The sequence below is a fragment of the Methanocorpusculum vombati genome, assembly GCF_026891935.1.
Taxonomy (GTDB): domain Archaea; phylum Halobacteriota; class Methanomicrobia; order Methanomicrobiales; family Methanocorpusculaceae; genus Methanocorpusculum; species Methanocorpusculum vombati.
Map to the genome: position 1 here is coordinate 44,720 of NZ_JAPTGC010000006.1, position 14,357 is coordinate 59,076.

Annotated in this window: 14 protein-coding genes; 10 read left to right on the plus strand and 4 right to left on the minus strand. The window is 54.0% G+C overall.

Translation table 11 applies throughout. The annotated features are described in order from the left end of the window. Window positions 1-16 precede the first annotated feature (16 nt). Window positions 17-583: an HD domain-containing protein gene (locus O0S09_RS05365; RefSeq protein ID WP_268922938.1), complete on the plus strand. Its 567-nt coding sequence runs from the start codon at window positions 17-19 to the stop codon at window positions 581-583. A 7-nt stretch (window positions 584-590) separates the two neighbouring features. Here O0S09_RS05365 and O0S09_RS05370 read toward each other — a convergent pair whose 3' ends face one another. Together O0S09_RS05370 and O0S09_RS05375 are read right to left on the minus strand one after the other, a co-directional pair. Further along, the gene (locus O0S09_RS05370; protein ID WP_268922939.1) at window positions 591-1,169 is read right to left on the minus strand and encodes a MerR family transcriptional regulator; all 579 of its coding nucleotides are present in this window, start codon (window positions 1,167-1,169) and stop codon (window positions 591-593) included. 87 nt (window positions 1,170-1,256) lie between these two features. Continuing rightward, on the minus strand, window positions 1,257-1,811 hold the full coding sequence (locus O0S09_RS05375; protein ID WP_268922940.1) for an HdeD family acid-resistance protein: 555 nt from the start codon (window positions 1,809-1,811) through the stop codon (window positions 1,257-1,259). 104 nt (window positions 1,812-1,915) lie between these two features. Here O0S09_RS05375 and O0S09_RS05380 point away from each other — a divergent pair, with 104 nt between their 5' ends. The 6 genes from O0S09_RS05380 (at window position 1,916) to argF (ending at window position 9,118) form a co-directional block, all read left to right on the plus strand. Then, window positions 1,916-3,982 (plus strand): YIP1 family protein, encoded by a 2,067-nt coding sequence (locus O0S09_RS05380; protein ID WP_268922941.1) that lies wholly within the window; start codon window positions 1,916-1,918, stop codon window positions 3,980-3,982. Window positions 3,983-3,992: 10 nt separating this feature from the next. Further along, window positions 3,993-5,564: a PKD domain-containing protein gene (locus O0S09_RS05385; protein ID WP_268922942.1), complete on the plus strand. Its 1,572-nt coding sequence runs from the start codon at window positions 3,993-3,995 to the stop codon at window positions 5,562-5,564. Window positions 5,565-5,575: 11 nt separating this feature from the next. Continuing rightward, a complete protein-coding gene (locus O0S09_RS05390) occupies window positions 5,576-6,097 on the plus strand; it encodes a PKD domain-containing protein (RefSeq protein WP_268922943.1) in 522 nt (173 codons plus the stop codon). Window positions 6,098-6,367: 270 nt separating this feature from the next. Beyond that, window positions 6,368-6,880 (plus strand): orotate phosphoribosyltransferase, encoded by a 513-nt coding sequence (gene pyrE / locus O0S09_RS05395; RefSeq protein ID WP_268922944.1) that lies wholly within the window; start codon window positions 6,368-6,370, stop codon window positions 6,878-6,880. Between the two features lie 25 nt (window positions 6,881-6,905). Further along, entirely contained in the window at window positions 6,906-8,204 is a 1,299-nt protein-coding gene (gene purD, locus O0S09_RS05400) for a phosphoribosylamine--glycine ligase (protein WP_268922945.1), read from the plus strand. After that, window positions 8,201-9,118 carry an ornithine carbamoyltransferase gene (gene argF / locus O0S09_RS05405; RefSeq protein WP_268922946.1) on the plus strand — a complete coding sequence of 306 codons (918 nt, stop codon included), beginning with the start codon at window positions 8,201-8,203 and terminating at the stop codon, window positions 9,116-9,118. Before purD ends, argF begins: the two co-directional genes overlap by 4 nt. A gap of 54 nt (window positions 9,119-9,172) precedes the next feature. Here argF and O0S09_RS05410 read toward each other — a convergent pair whose 3' ends face one another. Next, entirely contained in the window at window positions 9,173-10,606 is a 1,434-nt protein-coding gene (locus tag O0S09_RS05410) for an MFS transporter (protein WP_268922947.1), read from the minus strand. Window positions 10,607-10,710: 104 nt separating this feature from the next. On the opposite strand from O0S09_RS05410, the gene O0S09_RS05415 reads away from it, so the two are divergent. Next, window positions 10,711-11,373, plus strand: coding sequence for a MarC family protein (locus O0S09_RS05415; protein ID WP_268922948.1), 663 nt, complete (start codon window positions 10,711-10,713; stop codon window positions 11,371-11,373). Between the two features lies 1 nt (window position 11,374). After that, a complete protein-coding gene (locus tag O0S09_RS05420) occupies window positions 11,375-12,046 on the plus strand; it encodes a hypothetical protein (protein ID WP_268922949.1) in 672 nt (223 codons plus the stop codon). Between the two features lie 2 nt (window positions 12,047-12,048). On the opposite strand, the gene hisD is transcribed toward O0S09_RS05420, so the two are convergent. Then, entirely contained in the window at window positions 12,049-13,299 is a 1,251-nt protein-coding gene (gene hisD / locus O0S09_RS05425) for a histidinol dehydrogenase (RefSeq protein WP_268922950.1), read from the minus strand. 176 nt (window positions 13,300-13,475) lie between these two features. On the opposite strand from hisD, the gene O0S09_RS05430 reads away from it, so the two are divergent. Continuing rightward, the gene (locus O0S09_RS05430) at window positions 13,476-14,357 is read left to right on the plus strand and encodes an adenosylcobinamide amidohydrolase (protein ID WP_268922951.1); all 882 of its coding nucleotides are present in this window, start codon (window positions 13,476-13,478) and stop codon (window positions 14,355-14,357) included.

Here is a 14,357-nt window from a genome sequence, read left to right on the forward strand (position 1 = left end):
ACAGGATCTGCAGATCGTGCATAAGGCGGCACTCCTCCTCACGGAGGATTCCCGTCATGCCGAGCAGGTCTGCCGTCTGTCGCTTGCAGTCTACGATGATCTTTTTCCGGTGCACGGAAGCGGCAGGCAGACGCGGCGTCTGCTTGCAGCGGCCGCACTTCTGCATGACATCGGCTGGAGCGTCTCGGATGTTTCCCACCACAAAACCGGCATGGCATTCATCGCCGGGGACCGGACCCTGCCGTTTTCGTTACACGAACGGAGTCTTGTTGCACTTGCTGTCCGGTATCACCGGGGACCACTGCCCAAACGGCATCACCCGCTCTACTGCGGCCTTTCCAAACAGGACCGCAAAACGGTATGCCTGCTTGCAGGCATTATCCGGATTGCCGACGGACTGGATCATTCCCACTGCAGTGTTGTCCGGTCGGTTCATGCAAAACTTTCGTCAGGGACCCTTGTCATCTCCTGCACCGGGTCCGGCAGAGGATCGCCGGAGCGGCGGACTGCCGCAAAAAAAGCGGATATGCTGATGAAGGTGTTTTCTGCAGGCATCCGGATCTGCTGGGAGAAGTGCCCGTAACCGGATCTTACCGTTTCCAGAATCCGGACTTCTTTTGTGCATCCTGATCGCGGAAGTACTGTTCCAGTGAGGCGATCTGATCCCACAGCGTGTGTACCTCGCCGCGCAGGGCTGCAACCTCTTTTGCAACCTCGGCAACGGCATCCAGCATCGCTGCGTTGTCGTCTGCAATCTTCTCCCGCATGGCGGCCATCCGGTGATCCATTGTCTGAACCGCGGTCTCCGCAGACCGCACGGCAAGGATAAGTTCCTCCTCGGTTTCGGTCCGGGGGATCGGTTTTGGCGCCTGTATCTGTGGCTCTTTGGGCGTCTGAATCCCCATCCGCTTCATGTCCTCCAGTGCCCGCTCTTCCAGACTCTTGCCGCCCCTGATTGCTGCCGTGATCACTTCCTGCGGGAGACCCTGCGCCCGGAGGTCCGCGATCTTCCTGAACCGGTCAACTATGTTTTCATCGTACACCCGGACTTTGCCGATCTTTTTGCAGGGGAGAAGCGCCTCATACTCGTCTGCGATCAGCCTGCACTCATCCTCGGGAATCCCGAGAATCTCGGCAATGTCTGCAAGTTTCCGTGTTGTGTCGGCCATAACGTGTTCCTACGTCTTTCATGGGACAATGACCGATAAAAGGTTTGGGATGTGAATCCCAAAAAAAGCGGGGTGTCCCCTTTTTAGTTACGCTGTCTGAACAGCCTTTTTCACCATGAATCCTTCTGCAATTGCGAGGATACCAAATGCAAGCAGGAAGATTCCGGTTACCTGAACAATGACGTATGCCCCGACGAGCGGAGAAATGATGAACAGGATACCAAGAATGATTCCGAGAACACCGGATATTGCAACGAGGGCACGGTTTGCCACTCCGCATTTGTCGGAGATGGCAAGTGCCAGGTCGGTAAATCCGCTGATAAGGGAGGTGATCGCGATCATGAACACAATGTAGAGTGTCATCATTGTCGGGAACACGAATGCAACGATTCCGAAGATGATTGCGAGAATTCCCAGAAGAATTACCCACCATGTGCGTTTGTACTCGCCAAGGAACGTGGAGCCCGAGGTGAGAAGCTGGATACCGAGAATGATGAGCACAATACCGAACAGATAATCAATCGCAAGAATTGACCCGAAGGTAAATATCATCATGATAACTCCGAGAATTATCATCAGGATGCCTTTGAGGAGGAGGGATTTGAAGATGTCCACCCCAATCGGGCTTTCAGTTTCAGTCATACAGAAGAAAATGCATCGCAAATCCTATTAAATCCTTGTATGAGGGTAGTTCAAACGGTTTGACAGATTTTTATAACATCAGGGCAATAGGTAATAAATATATTATGTCTCCCGTAGAGATGCATGAAGGCGAGGTTCGATACTATTCTTCGCCGGTCATGGTGAAAACCCAGCAGTACACGGGCACTCTTACCAGTGAACGGCTGATTATTGAAGGCGGAACAGCTCCCCGCGAGTTTAAAATTACGAATATTGTGGGTGCGGACCCGATCACACTTCCGAGTAACGAGCCGGGTCTGAAAATTGTTTTGTCAACCCCGAACGGCCATAAAGAGATGGTATGGTCGTTTCCGGTAGGAGGTATCTTCAAGGCGGGCGAGCAGCAGGCCTGGGCGGATCAGATCCGGAAAGTCATCGGGGACAAGCCCTTTGCGGTCCCGGCGTCACAGCCCGCACCTGTGCGCGCGGCACCGGCGGCAGCGTCGTCACCCCAGTCTCCGGTATATTCTCCGGGTGAGATGGAGATTCTCAAAACTGCGGGTGTCCGAATTAAACGCACCTATTATACGCTGTATCTGACGAATCTCCGTTTGATTCTTCAGAATGCTTCCGGTCAGATCGGCAGGGAGTTTGCCATTGCGGAGCTGATGGATGCGTCCCGTATGGAGAGTGAGTCGGGCGAGCCGTCGGTTGCGCTGACAATTGGATCACAGACCGGGGTGAAACAGATGATTCTGACGTTCCCGTCTCCGGGTTCCCGCGAGGCATGGATGGTTCAGCTGTCAGCGAAGCTTCCGGCACATGTGATGCCGCAGGTCCCTCCGATGATGCCGCCGTCTGCTGCGCCGCCGATGGGTGGCGGTATGGGCTATGGGGCTCCGCAGGCCGCCCAGGCACCGCAGATGCTTACGCTGCAGCCGGGAGAGAAGACGTATATGTCGTCTCCGGGTGTGCGGGTGAAGCGGTCGTCGTTTACTGCGTATCTGACGAATACGCGTTTTGTGCTGATGGGTAATACGAACGGGATGCTTGCGATTGCGGGTGAGTTCGCGGTAAATACGCTGAAGAAAGCGGTCCGTATTGCTGGAGAACTCGGCGAGCCGGGAATCGGTTTGACGATTGCTTCCCGTGAGGGGGAGAAGGAGATGCATCTGATCTTCCCGTCGATGGATCTGCGGGAGATGTGGATTGCAAAGTTTGAGGAGATTATTCCTCCCGAACAGCCGGATATGTTCGGAGGTGCGGCTGCTGCGGCGCAGTACTCGGTGACGACGGTGTCACCTCCGGCGCGGGGAAATGCGCCGGTGAAGTACTGTACGGTCTGCGGAGCGCGGAACCATCCGGATGATCATTTCTGTGCGATGTGCGGCAAGCCTCTGGGGGAGACGGGGGCTGCCGGTGCGGCGGCTGCGGCGGGAGCAATGTCGGAGCCGTCGGTTCCGGATATGTTCGGCGGCGGGGGCAGTGATGCGCCGCGTCAGCGGAAAGGAAAGGCGAAGCGGGAAAAGCGGTCCCGGCGTGATGCTGATGAGTATGATGAGCCGCGTGAGCGTCGTACGAAGGAACGGCGGGAGCGGCCTCCCAAGCGGGAGCGTGCACCAAAGCAGCCGAAGGCGAAAAAACCGTACGAGGGCAGTATTGCCGGGTTCCTGACCCGGCCCGCGGATGCGTTTGCGTACTACGGACGTGAGGGTCCGCGTGATGCAGTCGGGCTGTTCCTGATTGCGGGAGTTGTCTGGGCGGTTATTTCCGTTGTGATGCTTGCATTTGTGCTGCCGAAGATCCTGCCGATTACAACCGCGGACTTCCCGATTCTCGGAGCGCTGCAGAGTAATATGATGGCGATGGTGATGCTGATCCTGGTGTTACTCATTCTGTGGATTGTGTTTATCCTGATTCAGGGGGTGCTTTCCGGCGTCTTTGCCAAGGTGTTCGGCGAGGATGCGGAGATCGGCGAGACGATGGCGGTCGTGATGCGGAGTACTCTGCCTTATGCTGCGGTCGGCTGGATTCCGGGATTTGGTATTCTGATTGCGGCGGTCTGGTCACTGGTTGCAACGATTAAGGGATTCGGTGCTGCTCTTGATATGCGCGGCGGTGCCGCGGCTGGCTGCGGTATTCTCGGTCTCGTCGTGGTTGCGATCATCCTTGTGGTGCTCGGCATTGTGTGAGGTGCGTGAGATGCGAAAACTTCTCGTGCTGCTTCTGGTGCTCGGGCTGGTGATCGGATGCGTAGGAGTGGTGAGTGCGGCAATGACAATTTCTGGATCTGCTTCTCCAAAAGTGAATGAAACCATCACATATTCAGTATCTCCTGTTGACAATGCAACAGGATATGTGTGGAGTATATCACCGTCCCTTTCTCCAACAACTGATCCCACTGGCACAAGTATCTCCTACAAATTTACGGAAGCAAAAACCTATACTCTCTCTGTAAAGGCAATGAATGGCACTGAACTAAATAATGGTTCAAAAATGATTAATGTAACGCAGGTTTCACCACCGGTTGCTTCATTCACTGCTTCGTCTCAGGAAGGCGGAGCACCGCTTACGGTAACCTTTACCAGTACGTCCACGAATGCTGCAAGCCTGATATGGGATTTCGGAGTATCGGGTGCATCAAAACCTACAACCACTTCGGCAACATATACATATGACACTCCTGGCACCTACACAGTGAAGCTTACCGCAAAAAATAGTGCGGATGTAGGTAATGAGACTACAAAAACAATTACGGTTACACAAGTTCCTGTAACTACGATTGATGTAAGCCCAAAAACAGGAGTTGCACCGTTAAATGTTACATTTAAATCAACTGCAACCAATTCTCCCACAAGTTATCGTTGGGAGTTTGGTGATGGACGTACTGCAACAACCCTGAACACGAACCACACCTACACCGAACCGGGTACGTACAACGTAAGTTTCACTGCGACAAATGAGAATGGAACATCGGTTGCACGAACAGATCAAATCACTGTTACTGGGAATACCTCCGCATACAAGGTAGCCATTGATGCAACACCTGTGAAAGGTGTTGCCCCGCTGACAGTTAAGTTCAAGCTGAATACCACGATTCCCGTTGATGAAATTAAAGGCGAGGGGTCCAGTAATAAAGGATATGAATGGGATTTCGGCTATGATGGAGATGCCGATGGAACGAATGAGTACAGCTATGATCGCGAACCCAAAGATCAAACATATTCTGAGGATGGCACATACACCGTAAAAGTTACGGTTACAACAAAATTAGGTAAACCATATAGTGCAGAAATCAAAATCACTGTCTCTGACCTCCTTGCCGCCTTTGACGCCTCCGCAACGTCCGGCCCTGCACCACTTGAAGTGAAGTTCACTGATAAATCCAGTGGACCTACCTCGTGGAAATGGTCTATCTATAAGACTGATGACGGGTCCCGGACCCTGCAAAAGGAACTGACCAATCAGAACATCACGTACACTTTCGATCGTGAAGGAAAGTACGAAGTGGAACTTGCAGCCAAAAAAGGTTCCAAGTCGGTTACAACTTACAAAGAAATTGTTGTCAGTGCCAAAGCAACAACCGCTCCTACCACAAAAGCTACAACAAAAGCAACAACTGCACCAACAACCGCAGCAACAACCATGGAAGTAAGGGCAGCCGCCCTCTCTGCAGATGACAGTCCCGTTCCCAACCCGATGGACATCATCGAAGAGTTCATACGCCTGCTGAAGGTTATGCTGGTCCCGGACAACTACACTCTTGCCCCCTGAGGTGAAAAAATATGAAGAAATATCTTATCCCCCTAATCCTCCTCCTTGCAGCTGCGCTCTTTGCATTCCCCGCAGCTGCCGCAATAACTGCCGACTTCTCGTACAGCGTTGACTCCTCCAATCCGCTGACCATCCACTTTACGGACAAATCAACCGGCGGAGCCGGCAACTGGTTCTGGATGTTCAATGATGGGGGAAATGCTGTCTCCAACGAGCGCAATCCGACATATACCTTCAGCAGTGAAGGTACCTACCAGATATATCTCGCGGTTACGGATGCCAACTATAACGGAGAAGATACCGTTCGGAAATGGATAACCATCAGCCGCAGCGGCATAACCGAGGATTCCGACAGTTCCTCCCCGGGCTCTTCCTCCTCAGGCGGAAGCAGTTCGGGTGGAAGTTCCGGAGGCGGCATCAGTATCCCGGACATCTCCCTTGGCGGTATCAGCATCCCCAACCCGCTGGACCTCATCGATGAGTACATCAAACTCCTCCGGGTCATGGTAATCCCGGGCAACTACAACTTCTAACCACTCTTTTTTGTGCTCTCTGCAGCACACTGTTTCCAAAAAAAATATCTATGAAATCATTTCGTGGCATAACATGACGTTGCACCTTTTTTCTGGATCATCCCACGATTCGCACGGGCTCTGCCGTGCGAACCGTGGGCTGAAATTCGATCAACGACGATCATTCGTAGGCAATAAACGAACTCAGGTGCAACGCCGAATCCTGGGAATACTTAATGTTCTTTCACCTCCTATAGTACACAATATTTCATCAGGAGTTTTACGGAGATCATGGAAAATCCGGTATTAGATCTGTTAATTCAATATAAGGCCGTGGAATTCGGGGATTTTACACTCGCTTCCGGTGCAAAAAGCAAATACTACATTGATGTGAAGACGGCTATCATGCAGCCCGCACTGCTCGGCGAGATTGCAAAGGAAGTTGCCGGACACTACACCTTTGACGTGATTGCAGGCGTTGCCGTGGGCGGCGTGCCGCTCGCGGTTGCCGTGTCGCTTGCAAGCGGCAAACCGTGTGCGGTTATCCGTGCGGCAGCAAAAGATCACGGAAAAAGTCAGATGGTCATCGGCAACGTTGCCGGAAAGCATGTTCTCTTAATTGAGGACGTAACAACGTCGGGCGGTTCTTCAAAGTACGGCATTGACGAACTGCGCAAGGCAGGCGCCATTGTTGACGCAGTTGTCGTCGTGGTTGATCGCGACAGCGGGGCTGAGGCACTGCTTGCAGCAGACGGCGTAACCCTGCATCCGCTGGTCAGGGCAAGTGAGCTGTTAAACCGCTGAGTTTTTTACCGGACAGGAGATAGATATGAACATGAGAATACTTGTTGTGGGTGGCGGCGGACGGGAACACGCCATCACACTCGCACTATCGAAAAATACCAAAACAGATCTGTACTGTGTCATGGGAAAGAAAAATCCCGGAATCGCCAAGCTGTGCCGTGAAGTGCTGATACATCCGGAGACGGACGCAGAGATTGTCCTCGCATTTGCAAAACAGCACAATATTGAATATGCGGTTGTAGGTCCCGAAGCCCCGCTTGCGGCAGGCGTCTCCGACGCGCTGACAGCAGCAGGCATCGGGTGCGTCGGCCCGTCACAGGCAGCCGCACGCATTGAAACGGACAAGGGATTCTGCAGAAGTCTGATGCAGAAACACGGAATCGCCGGATGCCCCGCCTATAAACTCTGCCGGACTCCGGAAGAGGCTGCCGAGTACATCCGATCCTATCCGGGCGACCTTGCGGTAAAACCGACCGGTCTTACCGGCGGCAAGGGCGTAAAGGTAATGGGCGAGCAGGTTGACCGCGAAGGAGCAGTCGCCTACGCAATGACCCTTAAGGATCAGACGATCATCCTTGAAGAACGGCTGCTTGGCGAAGAGTTCACACTGATGGCATTCGTGGACGGAAAGACCCTTGTCCCGATGCCGCTTGTGCAGGATCACAAACGTGCGTTTGAGGGAGACATCGGCCCGAACACCGGCGGCATGGGTTCCTACACGCTTGCCGATCACACCTTCCCGTTCGTAACCGATGCGGATTACCAGGCAGCATTTGCCATCATGCAGGCGACCGTTGCGGCGCTTGCAAAGGAAGGCTGCCCCTACAAAGGAGTGCTGTACGGTCAGTTCATGAATACGGCAGAGGGGCCGAAGGTCATTGAGTTCAATGCCCGGTTCGGCGACCCGGAAGCGATGAACGTGTTAACCCTCCTCGACTCGGACTTTGTGACGATTGCAGAGCATATCGTTTCCGGAACACTCACACCTGCGGATGTTTCCTTCAGGAAACAGGCAACGGTCTGCAAGTACCTCGTACCGAAAGACTACCCCGAACATCCGCATGCAGGCGACCCGATCACCCTCGGACCGCATGAGAACACTATCCTCTATTACGCAAACGTGATTGAAGAAGCTGGTATCCTGAAGACACAGACCTCCCGGACGATGGCATTCGTCGGGGTGGGTGCAACCCTCACCGAGGCGGAAGAAGCAGCAGAAAGTGCGTGCCGCAACGTCTCCGGCAATGTCCGTCACCGGACCGACATCGGAACAGAGGCACTGTTTGCGAAGAGAATTTCCCACATGAAGGAGCTGCGGGGATGAAAAAAGACTTTATCTCAATTACGGATCTCTCGTGCGAAGAGTACGACGACATTCTGACGCTCGCCGCACGGCTGAAACGTCAGCGGTATGCAGGTGTCCCTCATCCGCTGCTTGCAGGAAAAACACTTGCAATGATCTTTGAGAAGGCATCAACGCGGACACGCATCTCCTTTGATGTAGGGATGTATGATCTCGGCGGATACGCGCTGTATCTGAACTCACGGGACACGCAGCTTGGACGCGGAGAAACGATCGCCGATACCGCACGCGTTATGTCGCGGTATGTCCACGGCGCAATCATGCGGACCTACAAGCATGAAACGATCACGGAGTTTGCAAAGTATGCATCCATCCCGGTTATCAACGCACTGTCCGATAAGGAGCACCCCTGTCAGATCATGGCAGATTCTCTTACGCTCAAAGAGAAGTTCGGAGATCTCAACGGTCTGCGGATCGCCTGGATTGGTGACGGCAACAACGTCTGCAACTCGCTGATCATGGCCTCGGTACAGACCGGGATGGAGATCGCGGTTGCAACACCGAAAGGTTACGAACCGGACCCGGCTGCTATCCGGTTTGCGCAGGAGAACGGCGGAAAGGTTGTGGAGTACGATGATCCGAAGAAGGCAGTAGCCGATGCCCACGCCATCTATACGGACACCTGGATTTCCATGGGAGAAGAGGACATCAAGGACATGAAGTTAAAGGACTTCAACGGTTTCTGTCTTGACATGCCGCTTCTCAAACGCGCCGCACCGGACGCAATCGTCCTGCACTGCCTGCCAGCCCACCGCGGTGAGGAGATCACGGATGAGGTGATCGACTCCATGCAGAGCGGTGTGTGGGATCAGGCAGAGAATCGTCTGCATGCACAGAAGGCTGTTCTCGTCCGGCTGATGGGACAGAACCTTTAAACAAATATCCTCATTTTTTGCGGAGCTCAGCCCGCGTACTGCGGGCATCCGTTCTTACTCGCTGACCACCAGATCCTCGCGTTTTGTCACAAGATTCGGCACTGCAGCCGACAAAATCAGCGTCACAATCCCGCAGAGAAGACCAAGGGCTGCGGTTGCGTGAAACCCTTCCACGAACAGGGATACTGAAAGATCACTTACCGCAACACCAACCGAAGCCGGCACCGCAAGGGAAAACACCACCGCATACGCAGCAACCCCCAAAACCCCGCCGAGAAAATCCGAAGTTATCATCACCGACGTACCGGTACCTGCCTCTCCTTCCGGGGCATACTGCACAATCCGGGTCGTTGCAGGACCGCCGGAGATACCAAATGCAAGACCCATACAGACAAGGGCCGGAATCAGTGCAGGAATACCAAACGCCGGGACAATCAGCAGGAGCACTGTGCAGAACGCAATACGGCAGACCGCCGCAAGAATACAGGGAGTGCGGCATCCGATCCGATCACACCACGCACCGACCGGAATACCGATGAGTGCGGTAATAACCGAAGAGACCACCAGCAGAAGCCCGGATACTGCCGCATCAAGACCAAGTGCCGTGTGCATGTAAAACGGCACCATATACATCACGCCCGCAAACACCATACAGGTCAACAGATACGACACCGTTACCGCCGAAAACTTCCAGTGACGGAATATTCTGATGTTGAGTAGCGGGTTTCTGCTCCGCAGAGAATGCAGACAGAACACCACCGTACACACCGCAACCACCCCCGCAAAAAATAAAATCCCGGGACTTGTCCACCCAAGCTCAGGACCCCGCTCAAGTACCAGGATAAACCCTGCAATGGCAAAGAACAGCACAAATGTTCCGAAGAAATCAAACCTCTCCATCTTTGCGGGAACAGCCGGGGCAGGAATAGCGGACCGTCCGAGAATAATTGCCGCAATCCCGATCGGCACATTGATCAGAAATATCCAGTGCCATCCAAGATATGCCGTAAGCAGACCGCCGATAGGGGGGCCAAACGTCAGTGCAACACCGCCCGTTGTTGCAATCACGCCCATACCAAGCCCGCGCATACCTTCCGGCAAAAACCGGGTAACCAGAAGCGGGGCCGCCGCGGCAATCATCGACGCACCAAGTCCCTGCAGTGCCCGTGCGGCTATCATGCACGACAACGTGGGCGACACCGCGCAGATAAACGATCCAATCGCAAACACCGCAAACCCGACAGAAAAGATCTGCCGGATGCGCCCCTGATCGGCAATCTTGCCAAACGCCAGAATGAACCCCGCCATAATCAGAAGATATGCCATCACCACCCAGGAACTGCCGGAGATGTCAACCCCGAAATCTCCGGCGATTACCGGCAGCGCAACATTGACAATAGAGCCGTCCAGACCGTCCATGAAGATAGCAAACGCTGCGATTAAGAGAATCATCTTCTGGTGGCGCTGGTTTTTGATCACGGCATACATCGTTTTGTCTTAATATATTGGCTTTTTTCCATAATCAACCCGGCGGACTCTCTGTACTGTCCCCACGTATATATCACAGGAAGACCCATTCACTAATTACATCTATGCTGGGGATACTCACTTCCATTGTTTCAGCAGCAATCACGCTGTTTATCATTCTGGACCCGCTGCTGTCCACATCGATGTTTATCGATCTGACGCGCAGTCTTTCCGGAAAAGAGGTACTGAAACAGGCAGGTATTGCAACAGCAGTAGCCGGAGCACTGATGCTGGTGTTTCTGGTGTTCAACGACATCATCTTCTCCATTCTCAACATTGAACTGGAAAGTTTCAAGGTTGCGGGTGGAATTATCCTCTTCATTCTTGGTCTGCAGATTGTACTCGGCCTTGAGATCGGCGGAAAAGCTGCGCATGAAGCACGGGCGGAACAGGCACGGGACGGCGTGGAACTCCTCCCCGGAACCGTCCGGAAATCCATGGCAGGCGTCATTATCGGAACGCCAATCATGTGTGGTCCCGGAACGATCACGACCGTCATGATCATCGGCTCGCAGTACGGCATTCTGATAACCGCAGCGGCTATTGTTCTTGCCCTGCTGATCATCTGGATTCTCCTGGTGTTTTCCTCGCGGATTACCGCTCTCCTCGGCGAGACCGTCATAGTAATTCTGTCCAAGATTGTAGGACTGCTGCTCACGGCGATTGCAGTTCACACGATATGGAGCGGAGTTGTCGGGCTTATCGGACTAACGGCGGCAGGTCTCTGAGATGGTTGTCTTCCGGCCTGAACTGACCGAGGTCATCGTGTTTGATCTTGAGGCATTTGTTCCTCCCTGTGATCGGAAACGAAAACACGGCGCATCACTTGCGGTTAATCCCTACCGTGAGGGACATACACTGCTCGGCGGGGTAATCTACCGCGCTCGGCCTCTTGAAGGTGTGGTTATCGAGGATTTTACTCATCACTGGGTATGGCAGGACGGCTCGGAAGAGGAGGTGGTGAAACATCTCTTTGCGGTCTTTGCAGATGCCTGGAAACACGTCTCCGCAAAGAAACGTATGCATTGTGACCCGCTTGTCCTCGGAGTCGGCATCTCCACGTTTGATCTGCCGTTCCTTGCAGCAAAATGCCGGGAGTATGCGGTTGCTCCCCCCGAGGTCATCTATGAGACCGTCTGCAAACTGCGGGTAGTGGATCTGGCAACCGCCGGTATCGGATTTTTGCGGATTCCGCGTCCGGTCCTGCACCCGTGTACACACAACGAGCTTGCCAACGGATTTCTCGGAGACCGCGACCAGAAGCCGACCGGAAAACGGGTCTGGGACATGGCCGACGAAAAGGAGTACGCCGCAATTGAGGAGCGGTGCGAGGGTGAAGTACGGGAGATGGTTGCACTGATGCATGCAATGACGGCTCAGTGCCAAAAAAACGGGGAGTGAAGTTATTCTCTGCGGACGCGGACCGAGTTCGCGTGAGCCGCAAGTCCTTCGGCAGTTGCGAGGGTTTCGATCACATCACCGATGGTCTCCAGTCCTTCGCGGGTGACAATCTGCACCTGTGACCGCTTCATGAAATGGTTGACATCAAGGGCCGAGTAGCTTTTTGCATAGCCTGCCGTCGGGAGTACGTGGTTTGTTCCCGATGCATAGTCACCGCAGGCGACCGGTGTGTAAGGGCCGATGAAGATCGAACCGGCATGGCGGATACCGGAAAGTGTTGCAAGCGGGTCTGCCGTCTGGATCGAAAGGTGTTCGGGAGCGATGCGGTTCATCAGAAGAACTGCATCCTCCATGTCCTCTGCGATCACATAACCGGAATGGGCGAGGGCTTTTTCCATAATTTCCCGGCGGGGTGCGGTTGCAATCTGCACAGCGATCTCCTCCCCGACGTCTGCTGCGAGACGCTCGCTGTCGGTCACCAGCACGCAGGCAGCGTTTGGATCATGTTCTGCCTGAGCTAACACATCAGCTGCAACAAAGGCAGGTTCTGCGGAGGAGTCGGCGATGATACCGATCTCGCTTGGTCCTGCCGGAAAGTCAATGTCGGCGTATTCGCGCAGCATCATCTTTGCCTGGGTGACAAAGACATTGCCGGGGCCGACGATCTTCTGTACAGGTCTGATGGTCTCGGTTCCCAGAGCCATTGCCGCAACTGCCTGGGCGCCTCCCACCTGATATGCCTCATCAACACCGGCAATGTCAAGGGCTACCAGCGTCAGCGGGTTTACCGGCGGCGGCGTGCAGACAACAATCTCCGGAACACCGGCAACCCTGGCTGCGACGGTCGTCATCAGAACAGTGGACGGATAAGCTGCGCGGCCTCCGGGAATATAGGCACCGACACGATCAAGCGGTGTGGTCTTGACACCGAGGGTGATTCCCGGTTCCGTTTCCTCAAGCCAGAGTGTCTTACTCTTCTGCAGTTCATGGAACTGAGTGATGCGTGCTTCTGCTTCGATCAGTGCCTGCACCAGTTCCGGCGCAACCTGATCATAGGCCGCATCGATCTCCTCCTGCGGGATACGGAACGAATCAAGTTTCTGATGGTCAAACTTTTCCGTGAGGGCAAACAGTGCGGCATCACCGTTTGTCTTTACGTCTTCGATGATCGTGTTCACGGTGTCTTTGACATCAGAGAGAGAACCTCTCCGCATACCAATCCATGACTCAACCGAGAGCGGCTGCCAAAACATGAGTATCTATTTTGCGTCTGATACTATTACGTTTTCCAGAATCGGGTGCTGCACCTTTATTCCGGAGAGCCTGCCATCCCCGGACCCGCTGATCTCATCCGGGGCAGGGCACAACCCCAGAGTAGAAATAACAATTCCGGGAAATATATGTAGTAACGCTTCAGGGGAGAAAACACGTGCGCTACCACTACGACAAAGACACCGTCTATATCCGGGGTGAGTTCCGGGCAGCAAGTACCGGCATTGACGGAGGGCTGAAAACTATCTCCACCATCCTCAACCACACCGTTCCGAAAAACTTTGACCATACCGACCCTCCGGGATTTGTCCGGGAACTACTTGCGCGCAAAGGATACGGAACCGATGCCTTCGGCCTGCTGACCGCCGTATGGATGCAGAACCTCTGCATCCTCCAGTATGACTACATTACTGTCTTTGTCACCGCCGGTGTCTCCAACCCAAACCCGGATCCCGCAAAACCCCATACCATCAATATCATCGTCACCTCCGATGAAAGCATGTCCGATGCTGCCATCCTCGAAACCATCATGACCGCAACCGAGGCAAAAGCTCACGCACTCAGAAACCTCGGTCGCGACTTTACCGGTACAACCTCCGACGCCGTCGTGGTTGCCGCAGTTCCGGCCGCTGAGCCGAAACACCTCTACGCCGGAACTTTTACCGAGGTCGGACGCCGCGTATATGACGCAGTACTCACCGGGGTAACCGCATCCCTTGATCGGCACGAGGGGCGCGTGCCGCGCACAACCCCCTCCTACTTCATCTTTTCCCGTTACGGCGGCGAACACTGGGTCGAATGGCAGAAAGAAGGCTGTCCCTACTACCCCTGCCACTTCAAAGGTCAGGCATGCGACTTCTGTTACTGTCCCTTCTACCCCTGTCATGACAGTGACCTTGGCGAGTTTGTGGACAGCTCCTCAGGAGGTAAAGTCTGGGCATGTACCGACTGCCTGCTTCTCCATATCCCAGAAATCGCCGCGTATCTGAAAAAACATCCCGATGCAACGCTTGACGAACTGAAATCCCGACAGAATTAA